This window comes from Streptomyces sp. NPDC046465 (assembly GCF_040646035.1).
Classification (GTDB): Bacteria; Actinomycetota; Actinomycetes; order Streptomycetales; family Streptomycetaceae; genus Streptomyces.
Map to the genome: position 1 here is coordinate 285,579 of NZ_JBEYZK010000009.1, position 19,124 is coordinate 304,702.

Below are 19,124 nucleotides of genomic sequence, written 5' to 3' on the forward strand. Positions count from 1 at the left end.
CTGCCCGCCACCACCAGAGTTCGCCGACCGCATGACCAGAAGGGTCACGGCCCGTGCCCGCCACCCCCGCAGACGTAGGCATCCTGACCGACCTCGAACCGGTGGTCACCGACGCCCTCAACACGCACCTCCGCACTACCGTCGACTGGTACCCGCACCAGTACGTCCCGTGGAGCCGAGGCCGTGACTATGACGGCCCGCTCGAAGGGGAGCCATGGGATCCCTCCCAGCAGCAACTGAGCGCCACCGCCCGGGACGGTCTCCTCTACAGCCTGCTCACCGAAGAAAACCTGCCCAGTTACCACCGGGTGATCGGGGAAATGCTGTCGCTCGACGGCCCTTGGGGTGTCTGGGTCAATCGATGGACCATGGAGGAGGCCAGGCACGGCACCGCCATCCGCGACTACCTCGTGGTCACCCGCAGCGCCGATCCAGTCCTTTTGGAGGACGCCCGCGCCGCGCATGTGCAGCACGGCTACGAGATCGACTACCGCGGTGACCTCATCGCCTCTCTGGTCTACGTCACCATCCAGGAACTCGGCACCCGCGTCAGCTACCAGGGAATCCGCCGACTGTGCGACGAACCGGCGTGCGGGGCTCTGATGCAGCGCATCGCCCACGACGAGAACCGGCACATGCTCTTCTACCGGACCACCCTCCAGGCGTGTATGCGTATGCACCCCGACCGAACGCTCCAGGCCGTGGCCAAAGTCCTCCAGACATTCCGTCCCCCCGGCCACGCGGCACCCGGCTTCGGTCAGTTGATCAGCTCCATGGCCAGGTCGGGGATCCTCTCACCGGAGATCTACTACAAGGACATCGCCCTTCCCTTCGTTCGCATGCTCGGCGCCCTCGACACCACCGGAGTGACACCGGCCGGACAGCACGCCCAGGAGGAGATCGCCGCCCACATGGAGGAATCAGCCGACCGCGCCGGCCGATACCGCGCCCTGGCTGAACGCCTCAAGCGACTCACGACTGCGTAAGACGCCGACCCGCCGGACCCGGCCTTGATCCCGCTCGTGCGGTGCTCCCGCCCTCGAAGCGGGAGCCAGTAGGAGATCGCGGACGTCGGGGGCGCGCCACGTCTTCCATCGGGCCCGGCGGTAGGCGGTGGCACGCTCCTTGTGGTTGGTGCCGCGGACCTCGCCATACGTGTCAGTGAACGGGTATCCCAGGTCGGCCTGAGACCGCATCCTGCTCCCCCGTCCAGGCCGGGTTTCCCGTACTGGCGCTCGCGGCTCTGCTGCACGACGTGCCCGTGGCCGGGGATGTGGCCTACCTCGCGGTGTTGGGGGCGGGGGTGCCGATGGCCCAGGCGGACGCCGGGACAGAGCTTCGTGCCCCTTCGGTTGTGCGGGGCTGCCCCTGGGGCTCTGGAGGGGTGTGGACCTGACGCTGCACGGTGAAGCGGTCGGTCACGCCCGCTATTCGGGCGTGACCGGACCAGAGTGTGAAAGACGAGCAAGGAGATGACTATGAAGTCGTGGCGTACCCGTATCGGTGTCGGTCTTGCTGTCGGTGCGGCGGCGGTCGCCATTCCGCTGACCAGCACCAGTGCCTTCGCCGCCGGTCCCCCCGGGGCCGGCTGGGTCCCTGTCGGTGCCGAGGCCTATCCCTCGAAGGCGGCGTGTGAAGCGTCGGAGCTTCCGCTGGCCAAGCAGGCCGGATACAACGAGGTGTGGTGCGATGACAGCAAGCACATCATGCCCATCTTCTACCGCTGACGCCGCTGACACCGCTGACACCGCTGACGCCGCTGTCCGGTAGAGGGACGCCGCTGCCTCCGGTGCGACGCACCGGGGGCAGCGGCGTCCCCTTGTCAGCTGCAACATCGGCTGCAAGCCGTGCGTGTGCCTATTTCGGGTCGCGGTGGAACTGTGCCATCGACCAGCGGTAGCCGAGCGCGGTCAGGCCGAGGAGCCAAGCGAGGGCGATCCACCCGTTGTTGCCGGTCCCGGTGCCGAGCAGGAGGCCGCGCAGGGTTTCGATGGCGGGGGTGAAGGGCTGGTACTCGGCGATCGGCTGGAACCATCCCGGCATGGTGCCTGCTGGGATGAAGGCGCTGGAGATGAGCGGCAGGAGGATCAGCGGCTGCGCGCTGTTGGCGGCTGCCTCGGCGTTGGGGCTGGCCATACCGATGCCGACCGCGATCCAGGTGAACGCCAGGGCGAACAGCACGAGCAGTCCGAACGCGGCCAGCCACTCCAGGGCTGTGGCGCCAGTGGGGCGGAAGCCGATGGCCAGGGCGACGGCGCCGACCAGGACGACGCCGGCCAGGCACTGCAGCACGCTGCCGACGACATGACCGATGATCATCGAGCCGCGGTGAATGGCCATCGTGCGGAAGCGGGCGATGAGGCCCTCGCTCATGTCCATGGAGATGTGCACGGCGGCCCCGATCACGGTGGAGCCGATGGTCATCAGGAGGATGCCGGGGACGATGTAGGCGATGTAGTCGGAGCGGTCGGCGCCGCCGCCTCCGATGCCCGCGCTCATCACGTCGCCGAAGATGTAGACGAACAGCAGCAGGAGCATGACCGGCGCGAGCAGGAGGTTCAGGGTGGCGGACGGGTAGCGGCGGGCGTGCAGGATGTTGCGGCGCAGCATCGTGTTCGAGTCGCGTACGACGAGGGAGAGGGCGCTCATCGGACGTTCTCCTTGGTCTGGCGGGGGACGCCTGCCGGGCCGGTGAGGGCGAAGAAGACGTCGTCGAGGTCGGGGGTGTGCACGGTCAGCTCGTCCGCCTCGATGCCCGCCGAGTCCAGCCAGTCCAGGATCGAGCGCAGTTCGCGCTGACTGCCGTCGCTGGGGATCTGCAGTGCGAGGGCTTCCTCGATGGGGGCACCCCCTGCTCGAGCGAAGCCGAGAGCTTGGGGGAGAGTGGCCTCGCTCAGTACGCGGGCGGCCGCCCGGTAGGCGTCGGGGTCGGTGAATCGCAGACGGACGTGGCCGCCGGGAATGAGGCGCTTGGGTTCTTCCGCGGTGCCCTCGGCGGCGATCCTTCCGTCGCTCAGCACGGCGATGCGGTCGGCGAGTTCGTCGGCTTCGTCGAGGTACTGCGTGGTGAGGAAGACGGTGACACCGTCGGAGACGAGCTCGCGAATGACGGCCCACATGTTGTGCCTGCTGCGGGGGTCGAGACCGGTGGTGGGCTCGTCGAGGAAGATGACCCGTGGGTCGCCGACCAACGTCATGGCGATGTCCAGGCGGCGCTTCATGCCGCCGGAGTAGGTTGAGGCGGGCTTCTGCGCTGCCTCCACCAGGTCGAAGCGCTCCAGGAGTTCGGCGGCCACCCGCCTTCCTTCCCGCTTGGGCAGATGGTGCAGGTCGGCCATGAGGAGCATGTTCTCCTCGCCGGTGATGAGGCCGTCGACGGCGGAGAACTGCCCGGTGACGCCAATGGCGGCGCGTACGGCTTGCGGGTCGATGGCCAGGTCGTGGCCGCCGACGTGCAGGGTGCCGGCGTCGGCGGAGACGAGAGTGGAGAGGATCTTGACGGCGGTGGTCTTGCCGGCGCCGTTCGGACCGAGCAGCGCGAACACGGACCCGGTCGGGATGTGCAGATCGATGCCGTCGAGGACGAGCTTGTCGCCGTAGGACTTGCGCAGCCCGACGGCGGAGACGGCGGTCGGCGACGGGCGACCGTCACCTTGCCTTGGCGTGGGCATGACAGATAGGGGCATGGCGGCTCCTTCTCAGAGGCTTCAGCGGCAGGGGGGGAGCTCTCGGAGCTCTCGGAGCTCTCAGATCTTTCGGAGCTCTCAGACCCGGTTGAGCGACCGTCCGTGGCTCGATCCGATCACCTCGGTGGCCGGTGGACAGGATCCGCGGCGGCTTGCCGGGGGCCGGTCGTCACGCGCTCCTTTGTGCTGCGCCGAGGTGAACAAGGCGTACGTGGCTGCGGCTTCGCCCATTCGCATGGGGCCAGGGGCGCTACTCGCCCGTAGTACCGGATTCCCGGCTGATGGACTCCTGGTAGGCGTCCGCGTAGGTGCGTGAGTCCCCGACCAGGTCGTCGCAGAACGCGGCGACGTCGGTACCGATGAGTTCCAGGACCCCCTTGCCCGCGGCGACGCCCTCCTCGAAGAAGTCGACGATTCCAGGGAGCAGGGGCCCGTCAGACAGGTCGACCGGTCCGACCTTGAACAGGTACTTCTGCATCTCCTTGTAGACGATCCGGTAGTCCGGCGGCAGCGCCTTGACCCGGGCCAGATGAGCCCGCCACTGCTTCTTGCCCTCGATGATGTCCTGGATACCCACGTCAGCCTCCCAGCCTGCTCAGCTTCCTTGCGACGTTCCTGTTCAACTGCTCGCGCCACCGGTCGCGGTAGCTTCGCGCACCCTCTCCACCGGCCAGCGCCGTGCAGAAGCCCGGGATGTCGTCGCCGAGCACCTCGTGAACGCTCTGCCCGTCCGCCGCCGTTTCTTCGAGCAGCCCCAGAGCGGCGTCGAGAATCGGCATCAGGTTGCGGCCGGTGAAGTCCCCATGGGGAAGAAGGTGGATGGTGATCTGCTCCCATGCCGCCCGGTAGTCGTCCGGCAGGGCCTGGGCCCGGACTGCGAACGCCTTCCATTCCCTGGTGAGATCGCTGCCTGTGACCTTCTCCCAGAAGTTCATCTCCCGCCCTCCTTGAGGCTCTTGAGGCTGTCGATGCGTGATGAGACGTACTGCCATTTCGTCCAGAACCTCGCGAGTTCTTCGCGTCCGGCATCGTTGAGCGCGTAGAACTTGCGCGGCGGGCCCACTCCGGACGGTCGCTTCGTCACCTGGACGAGCTTGTTCCTCTCCAGCCGCAGCAAGATGGTGTACACCGTCCCCTCGACGACGTCGGTGAAGCCGAGCTCGTTCAACTGACGGGTGATGGCGTACCCGTAGGTTTCCTCGCCCTTGATGATTTCGAGCACGCACCCTTCGAGCGTGCCCTTCAGCATCTCCGTCAGGTCGTCCATTACGCGCCCTCCTCGCCTTCGCGGTACTGCGTAGTACTGAGTACCACTATACGGTGCCACTTAGTAGCGGAGTCAAGGGCTCACTGCCGGCCTGGATGGGCAGGGAGCGCTACCGGGTGAGCGGGGCCCGCATGTTGTCCATCGGAAGGCGCCGCATCACTGAGCCGCCCGGCTGCCTGGTGGCGCTGCGGCCACGGACGTCGGTCCCGCCTCCCATGCGACATATGGCAATCAGCGGCGGGCCCACCAGGACCCCTGTGCGCGACGTGCGCGCACCGGCGAGCCGCAGCACGGCCTCCAGTGCGAGCGCGCAGGAAGCGTACGGGCCGTCCCCGGCACAGTCGCGGAGGACATGTCCACGATCGCCGTCCGCACGGCTTCCGTCTTCTCGGCCCGGCCCGTGTTCAGAGCCAGCAGTGCTGGGCCGCCTTGAGGCCCGCCTCGAAGCGGCTGGTCGCGCCCAGGCGTTCCATGATGGATGCCATCTGGCGCCGGACCGTCCGGACCGAGATTCCCAGGCGCTGGCCCGCCGCTTCGTCGGTGAGGCCGGAGGCCAGCAGGCGCAGCAACTGTCTCTCCGTAGGGCTCAGGCCGGTGTCGGGGTCCCGGGACGCGGCCGCTCCCAGGGGTTCGGCGAGGGTCCAGGCCTGCTCGAAGAGGCCGACCAGCGCGGAGATGATGCTGGGCTCGGTGATGTACAGCGCGCCCTTGCGGCTGTCGGCGGGGTCGAGCGGCAGCAGCGCGCACTCGCGGTCCGTGATGACCATCCGCTGCGGGACGACCGGCGCGGTACGGACCTCCCCGCCGTTCTGGAGCAGCCAGTTGGCATGCTCGACGGTGGCCGTGTCCTTGCGTACGCAGTCCTGGTAGAGCGTCCGGAACTGCACACCCCGCGCCAGCGCCTCGGCGTTCGGCAGCCGGCTGGCCATCAGATCCTCGGCCCGCTGCGCGCGTCCCGGGTGCACGCCCATGCACTCGCTGGTCATGGTGCGGCCCATGATCTCTAGGCGGCTCTGGACCGCGTCCAGTCCCACCAGCCGTTCACCGTGGGCTCCGTGCGTCCGGCCCTCGTCGGCGTGCGCCGCGAAGAGCCGGGTGACGGCGGCCCGGGACGCGACGAGGTCGGCCTGCCGCTGCTCGAGTTCCGCTTCCTGGCGGCGCAGGATGTCCGGGAGACCCACCTGCGGGCTCACCGCGCACAGGGTGCCGGGATGTTCTCGTGACGCGCGTACAAGCATCAGCTCCCCCAGCTCCCCCAGGGCCGCCCGTACTTGTTCCTCCGTCAGCAAAGTTGCGACCGACAACTGGGATACGCCGAATTCCGGCCGTTCCAGCATCGCCCGATATATGGATCCGGCCTCCGCCGACAGCCCGAGCGTCTCTAGCACTCTCGCCCCCTCCGTGGACTGCTGAGCCCCCGAGAGGGCTCGCTGCAAGACTGAACATCGTAAGCGGTATTGCGTGCGGCCGAGGTCAGGGCAGGTGCAACTGACGACAGCGGGCCCTCGCTTGGCAGCAACCTGCCAGGCCGGAAGGTGCCGTCCGATTCCCTTCCCTCAGGCACTATCAGGCATCCAGAGTGATGTCATGCCGTTCCGCACATGTTGCTGAAAATCGACGGCTTCGCAATTTGCTCTTTCATTACCGAAGCTTGGGTAAGGGTTTTCCTGATGTCTCTCTCGTCTCGTTTTGTCGTCGCCGTGGGGCTCTTCACCGCCTCTGTCGCCATCGCCCTGGCCGCGCAGTCGGCCACCGGGCCGTCCGCCGCCGGGACTTCGGCCTCGGACACCGTCCGACCCCCGACCGCGTCGACCCAGGACCTGTCCTGGGGCTGACGGGTGCACATGGTCTACGCCGCCCTGACCGCGAGGCCCGGGGTGGTCGTCGGGCCGGGTGACGCGAACGAATTAACCGACACCCTGTGGGCGCACGCGACGGAGCCGGACGGCCTGGAACACGTCGTGGCCCTTACCCGGTCAGCGGGCCGGGTCGACCTCATCCTGTTCCTCCTGGAGGGCTCCCACCCCGACCCCGTGCGCCAGGCCGAGGCCTTGCTCAAGAGGTGCTACGGCGCTTCAGGAATCCTGCCGCTGAAGTACGAGGCGCCCGGCACGGCCGGACCTTGACGGACCGTGAGTTCGCCCGTGCCGACACGCACGGCGCCAGTTGAAAGGCTTGACCGAGTAGTGGGCTTTGATCGTTTGGAAACAACCGCGGTGATCGACCGATGTACGGCGTTCCCTGACCGGTGCGCCCCGGCGTCCTGCGACGTGGCGCGCCTGCTGGCGCTCTCCGCGGACGCGTGGCGCGAGGGCCGCCTCGAGGCCGGCGTCGCCCTCGCGGCGAGGGCGGCCCGGGGCATGTGCGACGCGGCCGCGGAGGAGTGCGTCTTCCTCGCGAACATGCGGCTGGTCCTGCTCCTGTCGCAGCTGCGCGACTTCCAGAAGGCCCGGGAGATCCTCAGCGCCATCGGTCCCGGCGTCGGGCGGACGGCCGCTGTCGCCACCCTGGTGAAGGCCCAACTGACCGTGGTGTCCGGGGACCTGGGCGAGGCGGTGGAGCTCGCCAGGGCGGGGCTGGCCGCGGCCGAGGAGAGCGGTGTACGGGCATGGCTGCCGGTCGGCCACTTCACCCTGGCGTCGGCGGCCCTGCGTCAGGGCGAGTTGGCGACCGCGATCCGGTACGCGCGCCAGCTCCAGGAAGACGCCGTGTTCGGCCGCGAGATGGTGCCGTCGGGGCAGTCCGCGTGGGCCGTGGTCCAGGTCGCCGAGGCCGACCGCGGCCGTGCGAAAACCGCCCATCTCGCCGCCGAACTGCTGACGTCGGGCGTGGTCACCCGGCAGCTTTTCATCGCGGAACCGGCGGCCGCCCCCTGGCTCGTGCGACTCGTACTGAGCGTCGGGGACCGCGCGTCGGCCGCCGAGGGAGTGCGGGAAGCACGCCGGCTCGCGGAGCAGAACCCGGGAGTGCACTCCGTGGAGGCGGCGGCTCTGCACACCGCCGGACTCCTGGAGAACGACGCCACCAAGCTCCAGATGGCGGTGGAGCTGCACGGCGACCCCTGGGCCCGGGCCTCGGCGATCGAGGACCTGGCCACGCTGGTGGCCCGTACGGAGTCCTGCCGCCCCGAAGCCGCCGAGCAGTACGAGGAGGCTCTGCGGATCTACCTGGAGACGGGCTCCCTGCGGGACTCCTGGCGAGTCAGGAGCCGACTGCGCTCGATCGACGCGGGACCGCACCAGCGCGACTCCGGCCGCCCGCGCAGCGGCGTGCCGAGCCTGACGGACACCGAGTACGCCGTCGCGAAGCTCGCCGCTCAGGGGTTCACCAACGGCCAGGCGGCCGAACAGCTCTTCCTCTCCCGGCACACCGTGGCCTTCCACCTGCGGAAGATCTTCCGCAAGGTCGGCGTCTGCTCGCGCGTCGAACTGGCCCGGGAGTGGAGCTTCCTGGACGTCGCCAGTGCCGACGGCGAAGGGATATGACGTACGTGGCCGTACGTCATATCCCTCGCCGGTCGAGCGCGCCCGACTCAACTCCCCGCTATGGGCTTGACGTTGGGGTTGCGGGAGAAGAGGTTCCCCGGATCGTAGGCCTGCTTCACGGCCTGCAGCCGGGCGTACGTCGCCGACGGGTAGGCGGCGGCGATGTCCTCCTCGCCGGCCTCACTGAGGAAGTTGCTGTAGGCGCCGCGCACATGAGGCGCCAGCGACTCCCAGAAGCGGGCCAGCGCCGGTGCGGCCGCCTCGTTGGCCTCCCGCGTGCCCATGTTGATCGTGTTCATCAGGACCTCGCAGTCGCGGTGGGCGAAGGCCGTCGCGTCCGCCGGGACCCGGTTGAGGGCGCCCCCGAGGCTGCGGAACTCCAGGAACAGCGTGTCGAAGGTGCCTGCCCCGCCCAGCGCCGCGTCGATGAACTCGTCGTCGCAGTCGGGCACGAACCGGCTGCGCACCGTCGGCTCCCAGCCCGGCGGCAGCCCGCCGGACGGCGCCAGCACCTTCGGGGCGGGGACGAGGTCGACGTTCTTGCTCTCCACCGTGCCCAGGGCCAGCAGCGGATCGATGGCCTCCGCGCCGCCCTCACCGGCGTAGCAGAAGATCACCGTGATCGGGGCCGGGGTGCCGCCACGCGTGGGGAAGAGGGTCACGTGGGACATGAGCTCGTCGGGCGCCTGCCGCATGTGGCGCGCCCAGCCCTTGAGGACGGCGGGGGCCTCGGCACCGGGGTAGACGACCTTGCCGTACCGCACGCGCTCCAGCGGGCGCGCGGTGATCTCGAACGACGTCACGATGCCGAAGTTGCCGCCGCCACCGCGCAGCGCCCAGAACAGCTCGGAATGTTCCTCGGCGCTCGCCCACAGGATGCGCCCGTCCGCCGTGACCACCTCGGCGCCCGTCATGTTGTCCAGCGCCAGCCCGTCGGCTCGGGCCATCCAGCCGATGCCGCCGCCGAGCAGCAGCCCGCCGACGCCCACCGACGCGGTGTCACCGGAGGAGAAGGCCAGGCCGTGTCCTGCGAGGAACTCGGCCACCTCGCTCCAGACCGCGCCCGGGGCGACCCGGACCCGGTGCCGGTCGGCGTCGACGAGCTCCATGCCGTTCATCGGCGACAGGTCGATGACGATGCCGCCTCGGCAGGTGCCGAACCCCGCGAGGCTGTGCTTGCCGCTGCGCACCGACACCTCCAGCCGCTGTTCGCGCGCGAACAGCACTGCCCCGCGCACGTCTTCGGTGTCGCGGCAGCGGACGACGGCCGCCGGCTCTCCCTTGCGGGAGAACACGTGACGGACCGACTCGTACGCCTCGTCGCCGGGCAGCACCACCTCGCCGGACAGGGCCGCGGACAGGGCGGCGCACGCCTCCGCGTCGACGGAATTCAAGGAGCTGACGGAGCTCACGGGGTTCACGGGCTTCACGGTGTTCACGGAGTCTGCTCTCTGCGCTCGTTGGGGTGGCCGGCGACGGTGTGGCCGGTGTCCTGCACGGGGTTCATGTGCAGCAGCGCCCGAGCGGCAAGCCGGTAGCCGAACGCCCCCATCCCGACGACCACTCCGCTGGCCAGCGGTGCCATGACCGATTCATGGCGGAACTGCTCGCGCGCCCACACATTGCTGAGGTGCACCTCGATCCACGGCCGCGGATACGCCGCTAGCGCGTCCCGAAGACTCCAGCCCGCGATCATCAGGGCACCGGGGTTGACGATGGCGCCCACCGTGTTCGCCCGGTGCTCGTGCACGGCCCGGACGAGATCGCCCTCGGATTCATGCTGCACCGAATGGACGCGCCAGCCGCGCCCGGATATCTCCTCGGACACCGACGCCGCGATGTCGGCCAGGGTGTCCGTGCCGTACACCTCGGGCTCGCGTTCACCGAGTATCCCGAGATTGGGACCGTTCAGAAGAAGAATTGCACTCAAGGGCCACCTCTTGTGTCGGAAGCGTATTGCGGCGAGGTGCCCGAAAGCCCCCGGGCGCATACGCACGTACGCACAATCCTGCGGGAAACTCCCGGCGCGCGGCATCGCGCATGTTGACAGTGCGGACAGCTCCGGCGGAGCGGAACTGTCAGGCTGAGGGATGCCGCATCCCGCGCGCATTTCCTAATGTCGGCCGGGGGATGACTCGGCCTGTTTCCGCGCCGTTCGCGTCCCGCCGTAAATACCGCCCCACAAAGGAGAGTCGCCGGCCATGCCGCAGACATCGGCACGCAAGGACCTCTGGGTCCGCCGCTACCATCCGGCGCCGGACAGCCCGCTGCGCCTGGTGTGCCTGCCGCACGCGGGCGGATCCTCGACCTTCTACTTCCCGGTGTCCAAGGCGCTGTCGCCCGCGGTCGACGTGCTCGCGATCCAGTACCCCGGCCGCCAGGACCGGCTCGCCGAGCCCGGTATCGAATCCATCCCGGAACTCGCGGACCAGATCTTCGCCGCGCTCCAGGACTTCACGGACCGGCCGCTCGCCCTGTTCGGCCACAGCATGGGCGCCGTGCTCGCCCACGAGCTGGCCCTGCGGATGGAACGGTCCGGAACGGCCGCGCCCGTACGGCTCTTCGTGTCCGGCCGGCGCGCCCCCTCCTGCCGCCGTGACGAGGACGTCCGTCTCCGGACGGACGACGGGATCCTGAACGAGCTGAAGACCCTGCACGGCACCGACGAGTCCATGCTCGCCGACCGCGAGGTCCTCGACATGATCATGCCCGCGATCCGCAGCGACTACCGCGCCGTCGAAAGCTACCGGTACGACCCCGAGGCCGTGCTCGGCTGCCCGGTCACCGTGCTCACGGGGGACGCCGACCCGCGCGTCACGCCCGACGAAGCGCGGCAGTGGCGCGAGCACACCACGGGCGAGACGGACGTCCACGTCTTCCCCGGCGGGCACTTCTTCCTCGCCGACCGCAGCACGGAGGTCGTCGACCTCGTCGCCCGGCGGCTGACCGGGCACGCCACGCCCGTCAAGGCCGGTTGAGCGTGGGCGGCGGCGCGGACATGACGCGCGTGATCGACGTCGAACTGGGCGAGCGTTCCTACGCCGTCCACATCGGCCCCGGCGCACGCACGCGGCTGCCCGCCGCCGTCGCCGCGACAGGCGCACGCCGTGCCGTGGTCGTGACGGCCCGCGGGCCCGGATCGGTGCCCGATCCCGGTGTGCCCACGCGCGTGGTGACGGCCGTCGACGGCGAGGTGAACAAGAACCTGACCGGCGTCGAGGCGCTCTGCCGGACGTTCGCCGAGTCCGGGCTGACCCGGGACGACGTCGTCATCTCCTGTGGTGGCGGCACCACCACCGACCTGGTCGGCCTCGCCGCCGCCCTGTACCACCGCGGTACGCCCGTGATCCATCTGCCGACGTCCCTGCTGGCGCAGGTGGATGCGAGCATCGGCGGAAAGACCGGCGTCAACCTGCCGACGGGCAAGAACCTCGTCGGCACGTACTGGCAGCCCAGGGCCGTGCTCTGTGACACGGACTACCTCGATACGCTGCCCGCGCGCGAACGGCTGAACGGCTACGGCGAGATCGCGCGCTGTCACTTCATCGGCGCCGGCGACCTGCGGGAGCTGCCGCTGCACGAACAGATCGCCGCCAGTGTGGCCCGCAAGGCCGAGATCGTCGCCGCCGACGAGCGGGACACCGGACTGCGTCACATCCTCAACTACGGGCACACCCTGGGGCATGCCCTGGAGCGGGCCACCGACTTCGCGCTGCGGCACGGGGAAGCGGTCGCCATCGGCACGGTCTTCGCCGGCCGGCTCGCCGGGGCGCTCGGACGCATCGGCCCCGACCGGGCGGCGGAGCACTCCGCGGTCGTCGAGCACTACGGCCTGCCGACCCGGTTGCCCGCGGAGACGAACGCGCGGCACCTCGTCGATCTGATGCGGCGGGACAAGAAGGCGACCCGTGGGCTGGCCTTCGTCCTGGACGGGCCGTTCGGTGCGGAGCTCGTCCGGGACGTCGACGAGGCGACCGTGCTGGACACCCTGGCCGCGATGCCCCGCGTCGGTCGCTGACCGGGCGCAGACGCGTCCCCGCAACCCCCAAGCCCCTTTCGAACCACGGTGTCGCGCACCCCGTTGACGCCGCCCCAGCGGAGGCCAGCATGTCCACGTACACGGACACGAATACGGACGCAGACACGAATACGGACGCAGAGACCGCTACGGAGACGGACACGGACACGGATGTCGTCGTCGTCGGGTACGGGCCGGTCGGCGGGGTGCTCGCCATCCTGCTCGCCCAGCACGGCTGGCGCGTGACCGTTCTGGAGCAACGCCCGCAGCCCTATCTCCTGCCGCGCGCCACCAGCTTCGACGGCGAGACCGCCCGGCTGATCGCCGACACCGGAATCGGTCCGCGCATCGCCGAGTTCACCGAACCCGCCACCGGGTACCGCTGGCAGAACCCGGCAGGCCAGGCGCTCCTTGACATCGATTTCGCGCCCGTCGGCCCGTATGGCTGGCCCGACGCGAACACCATGCACCAGCCGACGCTCGAGGCACACCTCGCCGCCCGCCTCTCGTCCCTGCCCGGCGTACGGATACGGCGCGGCGAGCGGGTCGTCGACCTGGCCGACAGCGGGGAGCGGGTGGCGGTGACGACCACCGACCGGAGCGGCACGACACGGGCCCTCTCCGCGCGCTGGGTCGTCGGCTGCGACGGCGCCAACAGCTTCGTACGCGAACGGCTCGGCGTCCCCGTCACCGACCTCGGCTTCTCCTACGACTGGCTGCTCTGCGACGTCGAGTTGGCCGAGCCCCGTACCTTCTCCCCCAGCAACGTACAGATCTGCGACCCGGCCCGCCCCACGACCCTGGTCGCCAGCGGCCCCGGGCACCGGCGCTGGGAGTTCATGCGGCTGCCCGGGGAGAGCACGGCGGAACTGGAGCGCCCCGAAACGGCGTGGCGGCTGCTGGCGCCCTTCGATGTGACACCCGCCAACGCCAGGCTCCTGCGCACCGCCACGTACACCTTCCAGGCACGCTGGGCGGACCGTTGGCGGGTGGGCCGGGTTCTCCTGGCCGGTGACGCCGCGCACCTGATGCCGCCCTTCGCGGGTCAGGGCATGTGCTCCGGCATCCGCGACGTGGCCAACCTCGCGTGGAAGCTCGACCTCACGCTGCGGGGCCTCGCCGACACCTCGGTCCTCGACACCTACACCGTGGAACGCCGCGGGCAGGTGGAGGAGTCGATCCGTTCGTCGGTCAGGCTCGGCAAGGTCATCTGCGTGTCCGATCCGGGCGCCGCCGCCGACCGGGACGCGGCGATGCTGGCCAGCGCGAGGACCCGTACGAGCAACCGGCCGGAACCCGCGCCGCCGCTCTCCGAGGGACTGCTCCACGAACGGTTCACCGGCGTGACCGAGCCGCCGGCCGGGGAGGTCGCGCCGCAGGGACGGGTCCGTTACCGGGGCAGGACCGGCCTCTTCGACGACGTCGTCGGGCGTGGCTTCGCGCTGCTCACCACCGAGGACCCGCAAGCCGCCCTCGGCGCGGAGCGGCTCGCCCACCTGGCAGACCTGGGGGCCCATGTGGTCCGTCTGGTGCCCGGGGACGGGGGCGGGGGCCGGGACGGGGACGGGGACCCGGACGGGGACCGGCAGGAGCCGGGATCTGCCGCGGTCGACCTGGATGGCGTGTACCTCTCCTGCTTGGCGCGCTTCGACGCCACCGCCCTGCTGGTGCGTCCCGACCGTCACGTCTATGGGGCCGCGGACGCCGCGTCCCTCGTCGACGACCTCAAGGCGCGGCTCGCCGGTGCGCCGCGTGCCGTCAGATCCCGGCTCGGAATCTGACGGCTTCCCGTTCATGTCCAGTGATGACCTGCGATGTCCAGTGGCATCCAGTCACGACCCTGTGGAGGTTTCCATGTCCTCAACTCCCACCGCGCGCGAGGTATTCACCCGTGTGATCGACGGTGTCACCAAGCTTGTCGCGGGCGACGCGAGCCAGGCCGACGCACTCGCCTCCCTCTACGCCGAGCACACGCGCGTGGAGCACCCGATGGCGCCGCTCGGTGACACTCCCCTGCTCACCCGCGAGCAGTTGCGCAAGCACTTCGCCGAGGGGCCCGGCAAGTCCGCCGCCGCCGGTCTGCGCGACTACCGGGCGGAGGACGTCGTCATCCACGAGTCGACCGACCCGGAGGTCGTCGTCGCCGAGTTCACCTACCGCGGCACCATCGGGGACAAGGCGCTCGCCCTTCCCTGCGTGTACGTTCTGCGCGTGCGCGACGGCCTGATCGTCGAGTCGCGCAACTACACCAACCACCTCGAAGGCTCCCGGCTGTTCGGCCGCCTCGACGAGCTCTTCGCCCGGTTGAAGCAGCTCTGATCCGCCGCGGGCCCTTCGGGGCCCGTGAGGAAGAAGGCCCGGCCGGGCGGGACCGCGGTGCTGCGGTCCCGCCCGGCCGGGCCTTTTCGTGCCGGTCGCCGTCGGAGGCGGCCGTCGGAGGTTGCGGTCAGAGCTCGCCGTCAGAGCTCGCGGGCCAGGACGCAGGCCCCCCGCAACGACGACAGGCCGCCCAGGGTGGCCGCGCGGACCGGTGCGACCGGGCCGCCGGGGCGTGTCAGCCGGGACACGTGCCCGGCCACCGCGTCGACAAGACCCGGCATCCGGTCGGCGAAACCCCCTCCCACCAGGGTGAGCCGCGGGTGCAGCAGTTCGCTCACCCCGACCACCGCGGCGGCCAGGGCCGCGGCCGTCTCGTCGACGGCACCGGCCGCCCACGGCGCACCGGCCGCCACCCCCGCGCGCAGCTCCTCGAAGCCGACCCGCGCGCCCCGCGTCCGTGCGGCGCGGCGCAGCGTGGCCGGGCCCGACGCGAGGGCCTGCAGACAGCCCCGGCGCCCGCAGACGCACAGGGCGCCGTCGCGGTCCACTATGAGGTGGCCGATCTCGAACGACGGGCGGCCGGGCCCGGCGATGCCGCCGTCGCGATCGACGAAGCCACCCCCGACACCGGTTCCCACGCCCAGGTAGAGCAGCCGGTCGCAGCCTGCCGCCGCCGCCTCGGCGAGCGCCCCGAGGTCGCCGTCGTCGGCCCAGCCGACCCTCGCCTCGGGGAACAGCCCGCGCAGCGACGCGCCCAGGTCGACGCCCGCCCACTCGGGGCGGCTCGGCCACGCCCGGACCCGGCCGGACGGGGCGACGGTGGCCGGCATGGCGACGCCCACCGCCCGAAATCCGCTGCCGGGCGGTCCGTCCGCCGGAGCTCCCGTACGCGCGCGCAGCTCGCCGACGGCTTCGGCGAGCTGCGCGAGATCCGCTTCGGCGCTGCGGCGTTCGTGCCATTCCTGCCAGGAGAAGGACATCTCGTACGGGTCCGCGCCCTCGTCCTCGACGCGGAAGGCCACCTTGGTGCCCCCCACGTCGACCCCGAGATGCCGCCCCGTTCCCACTGTGCGGTCCACCGTCCGTCTCCTCGGCCCGCTCAGCGAGTGTGGACCGCGGGGCAGACCGCCAGCAGGTCGGCGGGCCCGTGCAGGACCACGTCGGGGCCGCAGGCGAGCAGTTCCTCGCGGTCGATGGTCGCCCATACCGCGGCGGCCGTGGCGACACCGGCGCCTCGGGCGCTGGCCATGTCGGTCGGCGCGTCGCCCACCATGATCGCCCGGTCGGCCGGGACGTCCAGGAGGGCAAGGGCGTGGCGCACGATGTCCGGCGCGGGCTTCGGGTGGGGGATCTCGTCCGAGCCGATGACGTGGTCGAAGTGCGGCAGCAGGCCGAGGACATCGAGCAGCGAGCGGGCCCGGTCCCCCGCCTTGCCGGTGGCTATGGCCAGGCGCAGGCCGCGCTCGCGCAGGGTCGTCAGGAGTTCGGGGATGCCGTCGAAGACCCGCACCTGTCCGGCGAGCCGGTAGCTCTCGCGGACGAAGGGCTCCTCCATCTCCAGGGGGAGCCCCATGATCTGCATGATGTCGGTGAAATAGCGGCCTTGGTGGCGCTGATACTCCTCGAACGGCGCGGGGCCGTCGCCGACGACCTCCGCGTAGGCGTGCGTGAACGCCTCGTTCATCACGGCGAGGCTGTCGACGATGACACCGTCCAGATCGAAGACCACGGCGTGCCTGACGGGTGTCAGGGTGGCCGTGGCGGCGGTGTCGAGCGGTTGGTTCGGGCTGGTTGTCATGGCGTTCCCAGGGTGAGGAGGCGGGGGGAGTCGCCCGGCGCGAGGGCGGACTCGTAGAAGCGCTCGGTGATCCGGATGGTGCGGCGGATGTCCGCGGCGGACTTGCCGCGGTGGGCCGGATCGGCGAGGAGCCGGGGCAGGTCGTCGAGTTGGCGGCCGTACTCCGCGCCGACCGGCTCGGTGGGCAGCGCGATCTCCTCGGTGCGGCCCTCGCGGGTCACGGTCAGCGTGGGCACCGGCTCCCGGTTGGGGCTGAAACCGAAGACGCACCGCAGCGTGGCGGTGCCGGCGCTGCCCTCGACGTGGATCAGCGTGAGGTCGCGCGTCGCGTGCGAGGCCCAACTGGCGCGCAGCGCGACCGAGGTGCCGAGCTCCGACACCAGGAAGCCCCGGGCGGTGTCCTCCACGTCGCCGCGGCGGGCCGGGTGCGGGCTGTCCTGCCGCCACGCGGCACCCCACGAGGGGTTGTTGACGAAGTCGTCGGAGACGCTGCCCGTCACCTGGGCCATCGGGACCGGCCCGAGGATGCCGTCGAGGGTGTCGAGGAGGTGCCAGCCGAGATCCAGCAGGACGCCGCCGCCCGCCTGGCTGCGGCTGGTGAACCAACCGCCCGCCTTCGGCACGCCGCGGGCCCTGGTCCAGGCCAGTTCCACATGGCGGATCGTGCCGAGCGAGGGCACCAGGTCCAGCAGGGCGCCGACGTCCCCCCGGTAACGCGAGGCGCTGCCGGCGAGCAGTACGGCGCCGCCGTCGATCTCGGCGAGGGCCAGTTTCTCCGCCTCGGCCGAGTTCAGGCAGACCGGCTTCTCCACGAAGGCGGGGATGCCCCGGGCGAGCAGGCCGGCCGCCACTTCGGCGTGCAGGTGGTTGGGGACGGCGACGACGGCGAGGTCGACGGACTCGCGGTCGAGGGCCCCTACGTCGCCGAGGACCGCGGTCCTCGGGTCCCGGGCGTCGCTCTGCTCGTACGCGGCGCGGGACGACGCGTCGGGGTCGACGACTGCCACGACGTCGAACGACGCGTGCTCGCGCAGGCGCGGGAGCCACAGTTCACGGCCTGCCCAGCCGAGGCCGACGACCGCTGCCCGGACGCTCATCGGGCGGCCCGGGTCTCGGCCACCACCTCGGCCACGATGGCCGCGGTGGCGTGCATGTCCTCTTCGGTGCCGAGGAGAACGCGGTGCTGGAGCCAGACACAGTCCTGCTGGATGGCCTCGGTGTGGGGGCAGAGCGCGGCGAGCTCGTCCACCGTCATGTCCGGGGCGCCGACCTCCCAGAACGCGTCGGTGCGGTAGACCGCGCGGAAGGCGACGAAGGCGGGCAGCCCTCGTGCGACGAGCGCCTCGACCAGCGCGTTGCGGCCCTCCTCGCTGATGCCGGGGATCCGGAACATCGCCATGTAGTGCGCGTTGTGGTCGGCGCGCGGGTCCACGCTCTGCGGGACGACGCCCGGGATCTCGCGGAGCAGTTCCACGAGCACGGGCCAGCGCTCCTGTCGCGTCTCGATCTGGGAGTCGAGGCGGCGCAGCTGGGCGCGGAGGACGGACGCCGAGAACTCGTTGAGCCGGAAGTTGGAGCCGCTCGTCTCGTGGAAGTACCTGCGGTCGGTGCGGGGCCGGCCACAGCTGTGCCGTACGAAGGCCTTCTCGTACGCCTCGGCGTCGGAGAACAGCACGGCGCCGCCCTCGCCCGCCGTCATCAGCTTGCCGTTCTGGAAGCTGAACGCGGACACCGGGCTCAGCTCGCCGACCCGCTTGCCCTGCCAGCGGGCACCGTGCGCGTGCGCCGCGTCCTGGAGCAGCGGAATGCCGGTGTCGGCGGAGAGCTTGCCCAGGGCGTCCATGTCGGCGATCTGACCGGCCATGTGCACCGGCATGATCGCCCGCGTCCGTGCGGTGACCGCGGCGGCCGTCGCGACCGGATCGATGCAGTACGTGTCCGGGTCCACGTCCACCGGGACGGCGACCGCTCCGAGGCGCTGGACGGCCTGCGAGGACGAGATGAAGGTGAAGGCGGGGACGATGACCTCGTCGCCCGGTCCGATCCCCATCACCTGGAGGGCGAGCTCCAGCGCGTGCGTTCCGTTGGTGACGGCCAGCGCGTACGGGGCGCCGTGGTGCTCGGCGAACTCACGCTCGAAGGAGTCCACCTCACTGCCGCCGATGCGCCACCACTGGCCCTGCTCCAGCGCACGGATCAGACCGGCCCGCTCATCGTCGCCGAACTGCGGCCATGAAGGGAATTCCGGCGCCTGTCGGGGATTCATGAATCTCCTGTTCTCCCGCCTGGGCGGGAATGTGTCCGAGGGTGCCCGGGGCGTCCTGCCACAGAAGGGCGCCTCATCCCGAAACACCTTCACCGTGCTGGATATCGCCTATGAATTGCCGTCGGCGGTCGACATGGGTGATGACGCGGACGGCATCATGGCTGGGGTTTCTTCAGGGTAGTCCGGCACTTTCACCCCGACATCCCCAGGCCTGGTAGTGATCCGTCGGACAACAACCCCCTACCAGGGTGAGGGATGTCGTGCCGTCACACCGCGAACTAACCT

22 protein-coding genes are annotated in these 19,124 nt (G+C 70.6%); 10 read left to right on the forward strand and 12 right to left on the reverse strand.

From position 1 onward, the window contains the following. The first annotated feature begins 53 nt into the window (after positions 1 to 53). Both ABZ953_RS16705 and ABZ953_RS16710 read left to right on the forward strand, forming a co-directional pair. The gene (locus ABZ953_RS16705) at positions 54 to 986 is read left to right on the forward strand and encodes an acyl-ACP desaturase (RefSeq protein ID WP_361723449.1); all 933 of its coding nucleotides are present in this window, start codon (positions 54 to 56) and stop codon (positions 984 to 986) included. A gap of 492 nt (positions 987 to 1,478) precedes the next feature. Next, positions 1,479 to 1,727: a hypothetical protein gene (locus ABZ953_RS16710; RefSeq protein ID WP_361723452.1), complete on the forward strand. Its 249-nt coding sequence runs from the start codon at positions 1,479 to 1,481 to the stop codon at positions 1,725 to 1,727. A 130-nt stretch (positions 1,728 to 1,857) separates the two neighbouring features. Here the strand turns inward: ABZ953_RS16710 and ABZ953_RS16715 are convergent, their stop codons facing one another. From ABZ953_RS16715 to ABZ953_RS16740, 6 genes are all read right to left on the reverse strand, one after another. Continuing rightward, positions 1,858 to 2,649, reverse strand: a complete 792-nt coding sequence (locus ABZ953_RS16715) for an ABC transporter permease (protein ID WP_361723455.1) — start codon at positions 2,647 to 2,649, stop codon at positions 1,858 to 1,860. Next, complete coding sequence (locus tag ABZ953_RS16720; RefSeq protein ID WP_361723458.1) at positions 2,646 to 3,686, reverse strand: ATP-binding cassette domain-containing protein; 1,041 nt, start codon at positions 3,684 to 3,686, stop codon at positions 2,646 to 2,648. The genes ABZ953_RS16715 and ABZ953_RS16720 overlap by 4 nt, the downstream gene beginning before the upstream one ends. A 250-nt stretch (positions 3,687 to 3,936) precedes the next feature. Continuing rightward, positions 3,937 to 4,263 (reverse strand): DUF1048 domain-containing protein, encoded by a 327-nt coding sequence (locus ABZ953_RS16725; protein WP_361723461.1) that lies wholly within the window; start codon positions 4,261 to 4,263, stop codon positions 3,937 to 3,939. Between the two features lies 1 nt (position 4,264). Then, positions 4,265 to 4,621: a DUF1048 domain-containing protein gene (locus tag ABZ953_RS16730; protein WP_361723464.1), complete on the reverse strand. Its 357-nt coding sequence runs from the start codon at positions 4,619 to 4,621 to the stop codon at positions 4,265 to 4,267. After that, positions 4,618 to 4,953, reverse strand: a complete 336-nt coding sequence (locus ABZ953_RS16735; RefSeq protein ID WP_361723467.1) for a PadR family transcriptional regulator — start codon at positions 4,951 to 4,953, stop codon at positions 4,618 to 4,620. The genes ABZ953_RS16730 and ABZ953_RS16735 overlap by 4 nt, the downstream gene beginning before the upstream one ends. A 404-nt stretch (positions 4,954 to 5,357) precedes the next feature. Then, positions 5,358 to 6,146: a helix-turn-helix transcriptional regulator gene (locus tag ABZ953_RS16740; protein WP_361723470.1), complete on the reverse strand. Its 789-nt coding sequence runs from the start codon at positions 6,144 to 6,146 to the stop codon at positions 5,358 to 5,360. A 477-nt stretch (positions 6,147 to 6,623) separates the two neighbouring features. Here ABZ953_RS16740 and ABZ953_RS16745 point away from each other — a divergent pair, with 477 nt between their 5' ends. The 3 genes from ABZ953_RS16745 (at position 6,624) to ABZ953_RS16755 (ending at position 8,438) form a co-directional block, all read left to right on the forward strand. After that, a complete protein-coding gene (locus ABZ953_RS16745; protein WP_361723473.1) occupies positions 6,624 to 6,788 on the forward strand; it encodes a hypothetical protein in 165 nt (54 codons plus the stop codon). A 9-nt stretch (positions 6,789 to 6,797) separates the two neighbouring features. Next, positions 6,798 to 7,079, forward strand: a complete 282-nt coding sequence (locus ABZ953_RS16750; protein ID WP_361723476.1) for a hypothetical protein — start codon at positions 6,798 to 6,800, stop codon at positions 7,077 to 7,079. Between the two features lie 90 nt (positions 7,080 to 7,169). Beyond that, entirely contained in the window at positions 7,170 to 8,438 is a 1,269-nt protein-coding gene (locus ABZ953_RS16755; protein ID WP_361723479.1) for a LuxR C-terminal-related transcriptional regulator, read from the forward strand. Between the two features lie 47 nt (positions 8,439 to 8,485). Here the strand turns inward: ABZ953_RS16755 and ABZ953_RS16760 are convergent, their stop codons facing one another. Both ABZ953_RS16760 and ABZ953_RS16765 read right to left on the reverse strand, forming a co-directional pair. Beyond that, the gene (locus ABZ953_RS16760) at positions 8,486 to 9,859 is read right to left on the reverse strand and encodes an FAD-binding oxidoreductase (RefSeq protein WP_361723482.1); all 1,374 of its coding nucleotides are present in this window, start codon (positions 9,857 to 9,859) and stop codon (positions 8,486 to 8,488) included. A 14-nt stretch (positions 9,860 to 9,873) separates the two neighbouring features. Next, entirely contained in the window at positions 9,874 to 10,368 is a 495-nt protein-coding gene (locus tag ABZ953_RS16765) for a type II 3-dehydroquinate dehydratase (protein ID WP_361723485.1), read from the reverse strand. Between the two features lie 271 nt (positions 10,369 to 10,639). Between ABZ953_RS16765 and ABZ953_RS16770 the strand changes: the two genes are divergently transcribed. The 4 genes from ABZ953_RS16770 to ABZ953_RS16785 all read left to right on the forward strand — a co-directional run bounded on the left by ABZ953_RS16770 (position 10,640) and on the right by ABZ953_RS16785 (position 14,775). Then, complete coding sequence (locus tag ABZ953_RS16770; protein ID WP_361723488.1) at positions 10,640 to 11,416, forward strand: alpha/beta fold hydrolase; 777 nt, start codon at positions 10,640 to 10,642, stop codon at positions 11,414 to 11,416. A gap of 20 nt (positions 11,417 to 11,436) precedes the next feature. Further along, positions 11,437 to 12,456, forward strand: coding sequence for a 3-dehydroquinate synthase family protein (locus ABZ953_RS16775; protein ID WP_361723491.1), 1,020 nt, complete (start codon positions 11,437 to 11,439; stop codon positions 12,454 to 12,456). Positions 12,457 to 12,545: 89 nt separating this feature from the next. Further along, a complete protein-coding gene (locus tag ABZ953_RS16780; protein ID WP_361723494.1) occupies positions 12,546 to 14,237 on the forward strand; it encodes a bifunctional 3-(3-hydroxy-phenyl)propionate/3-hydroxycinnamic acid hydroxylase in 1,692 nt (563 codons plus the stop codon). Positions 14,238 to 14,310: 73 nt separating this feature from the next. Continuing rightward, on the forward strand, positions 14,311 to 14,775 hold the full coding sequence (locus ABZ953_RS16785) for a nuclear transport factor 2 family protein (protein ID WP_361723497.1): 465 nt from the start codon (positions 14,311 to 14,313) through the stop codon (positions 14,773 to 14,775). A gap of 140 nt (positions 14,776 to 14,915) precedes the next feature. Here the strand turns inward: ABZ953_RS16785 and ABZ953_RS16790 are convergent, their stop codons facing one another. Genes ABZ953_RS16790 through ABZ953_RS16805 form a run of 4 tightly spaced genes read right to left on the reverse strand, consistent with a single transcriptional unit; the run spans position 14,916 to position 18,839 of the window. Then, positions 14,916 to 15,854 (reverse strand): ROK family protein, encoded by a 939-nt coding sequence (locus ABZ953_RS16790; RefSeq protein WP_361723500.1) that lies wholly within the window; start codon positions 15,852 to 15,854, stop codon positions 14,916 to 14,918. A gap of 20 nt (positions 15,855 to 15,874) precedes the next feature. Further along, a complete protein-coding gene (locus ABZ953_RS16795) occupies positions 15,875 to 16,573 on the reverse strand; it encodes an HAD-IA family hydrolase (RefSeq protein ID WP_361723502.1) in 699 nt (232 codons plus the stop codon). Further along, a complete protein-coding gene (locus ABZ953_RS16800; RefSeq protein WP_361723505.1) occupies positions 16,570 to 17,670 on the reverse strand; it encodes a Gfo/Idh/MocA family oxidoreductase in 1,101 nt (366 codons plus the stop codon). Before ABZ953_RS16800 ends, ABZ953_RS16795 begins: the two co-directional genes overlap by 4 nt. Beyond that, entirely contained in the window at positions 17,667 to 18,839 is a 1,173-nt protein-coding gene (locus ABZ953_RS16805; protein WP_361723507.1) for a DegT/DnrJ/EryC1/StrS family aminotransferase, read from the reverse strand. The genes ABZ953_RS16800 and ABZ953_RS16805 overlap by 4 nt, the downstream gene beginning before the upstream one ends. On the opposite strand from ABZ953_RS16805, the gene ABZ953_RS16810 reads away from it, so the two are divergent. Further along, positions 18,838 to 19,020 (forward strand): hypothetical protein, encoded by a 183-nt coding sequence (locus ABZ953_RS16810; RefSeq protein ID WP_361723509.1) that lies wholly within the window; start codon positions 18,838 to 18,840, stop codon positions 19,018 to 19,020. The genes ABZ953_RS16805 and ABZ953_RS16810 overlap by 2 nt on opposite strands. Positions 19,021 to 19,124: the final 104 nt, after the last annotated feature.

Bases quoted from the DNA above. Each gene is read 5' to 3' on its own strand.
- ABZ953_RS16710 (WP_361723452.1), top strand. From the start codon at position 1,479: ATGAAGTCGTGGCGTACCCGTATCGGTGTCGGTCTTGCTGTCGGTGCG.
- ABZ953_RS16715 (WP_361723455.1), bottom strand. From the start codon at position 2,649: ATGAGCGCCCTCTCCCTCGTCGTACGCGACTCGAACACGATGCTGCGC.
- ABZ953_RS16720 (WP_361723458.1), bottom strand. From the start codon at position 3,686: ATGCCCCTATCTGTCATGCCCACGCCAAGGCAAGGTGACGGTCGCCCG.
- ABZ953_RS16730 (WP_361723464.1), bottom strand. From the start codon at position 4,621: ATGAACTTCTGGGAGAAGGTCACAGGCAGCGATCTCACCAGGGAATGG.
- ABZ953_RS16735 (WP_361723467.1), bottom strand. From the start codon at position 4,953: ATGGACGACCTGACGGAGATGCTGAAGGGCACGCTCGAAGGGTGCGTG.
- ABZ953_RS16745 (WP_361723473.1), top strand. From the start codon at position 6,624: ATGTCTCTCTCGTCTCGTTTTGTCGTCGCCGTGGGGCTCTTCACCGCC.
- ABZ953_RS16750 (WP_361723476.1), top strand. From the start codon at position 6,798: ATGGTCTACGCCGCCCTGACCGCGAGGCCCGGGGTGGTCGTCGGGCCG.
- ABZ953_RS16770 (WP_361723488.1), top strand. From the start codon at position 10,640: ATGCCGCAGACATCGGCACGCAAGGACCTCTGGGTCCGCCGCTACCAT.
- ABZ953_RS16775 (WP_361723491.1), top strand. From the start codon at position 11,437: ATGACGCGCGTGATCGACGTCGAACTGGGCGAGCGTTCCTACGCCGTC.
- ABZ953_RS16780 (WP_361723494.1), top strand. From the start codon at position 12,546: ATGTCCACGTACACGGACACGAATACGGACGCAGACACGAATACGGAC.
- ABZ953_RS16785 (WP_361723497.1), top strand. From the start codon at position 14,311: ATGTCCTCAACTCCCACCGCGCGCGAGGTATTCACCCGTGTGATCGAC.
- ABZ953_RS16795 (WP_361723502.1), bottom strand. From the start codon at position 16,573: ATGACAACCAGCCCGAACCAACCGCTCGACACCGCCGCCACGGCCACC.
- ABZ953_RS16800 (WP_361723505.1), bottom strand. From the start codon at position 17,670: ATGAGCGTCCGGGCAGCGGTCGTCGGCCTCGGCTGGGCAGGCCGTGAA.
- ABZ953_RS16810 (WP_361723509.1), top strand. From the start codon at position 18,838: ATGAATCTCCTGTTCTCCCGCCTGGGCGGGAATGTGTCCGAGGGTGCC.
- ABZ953_RS16805 (WP_361723507.1), bottom strand. From the start codon at position 18,839: ATGAATCCCCGACAGGCGCCGGAATTCCCTTCATGGCCGCAGTTCGGC.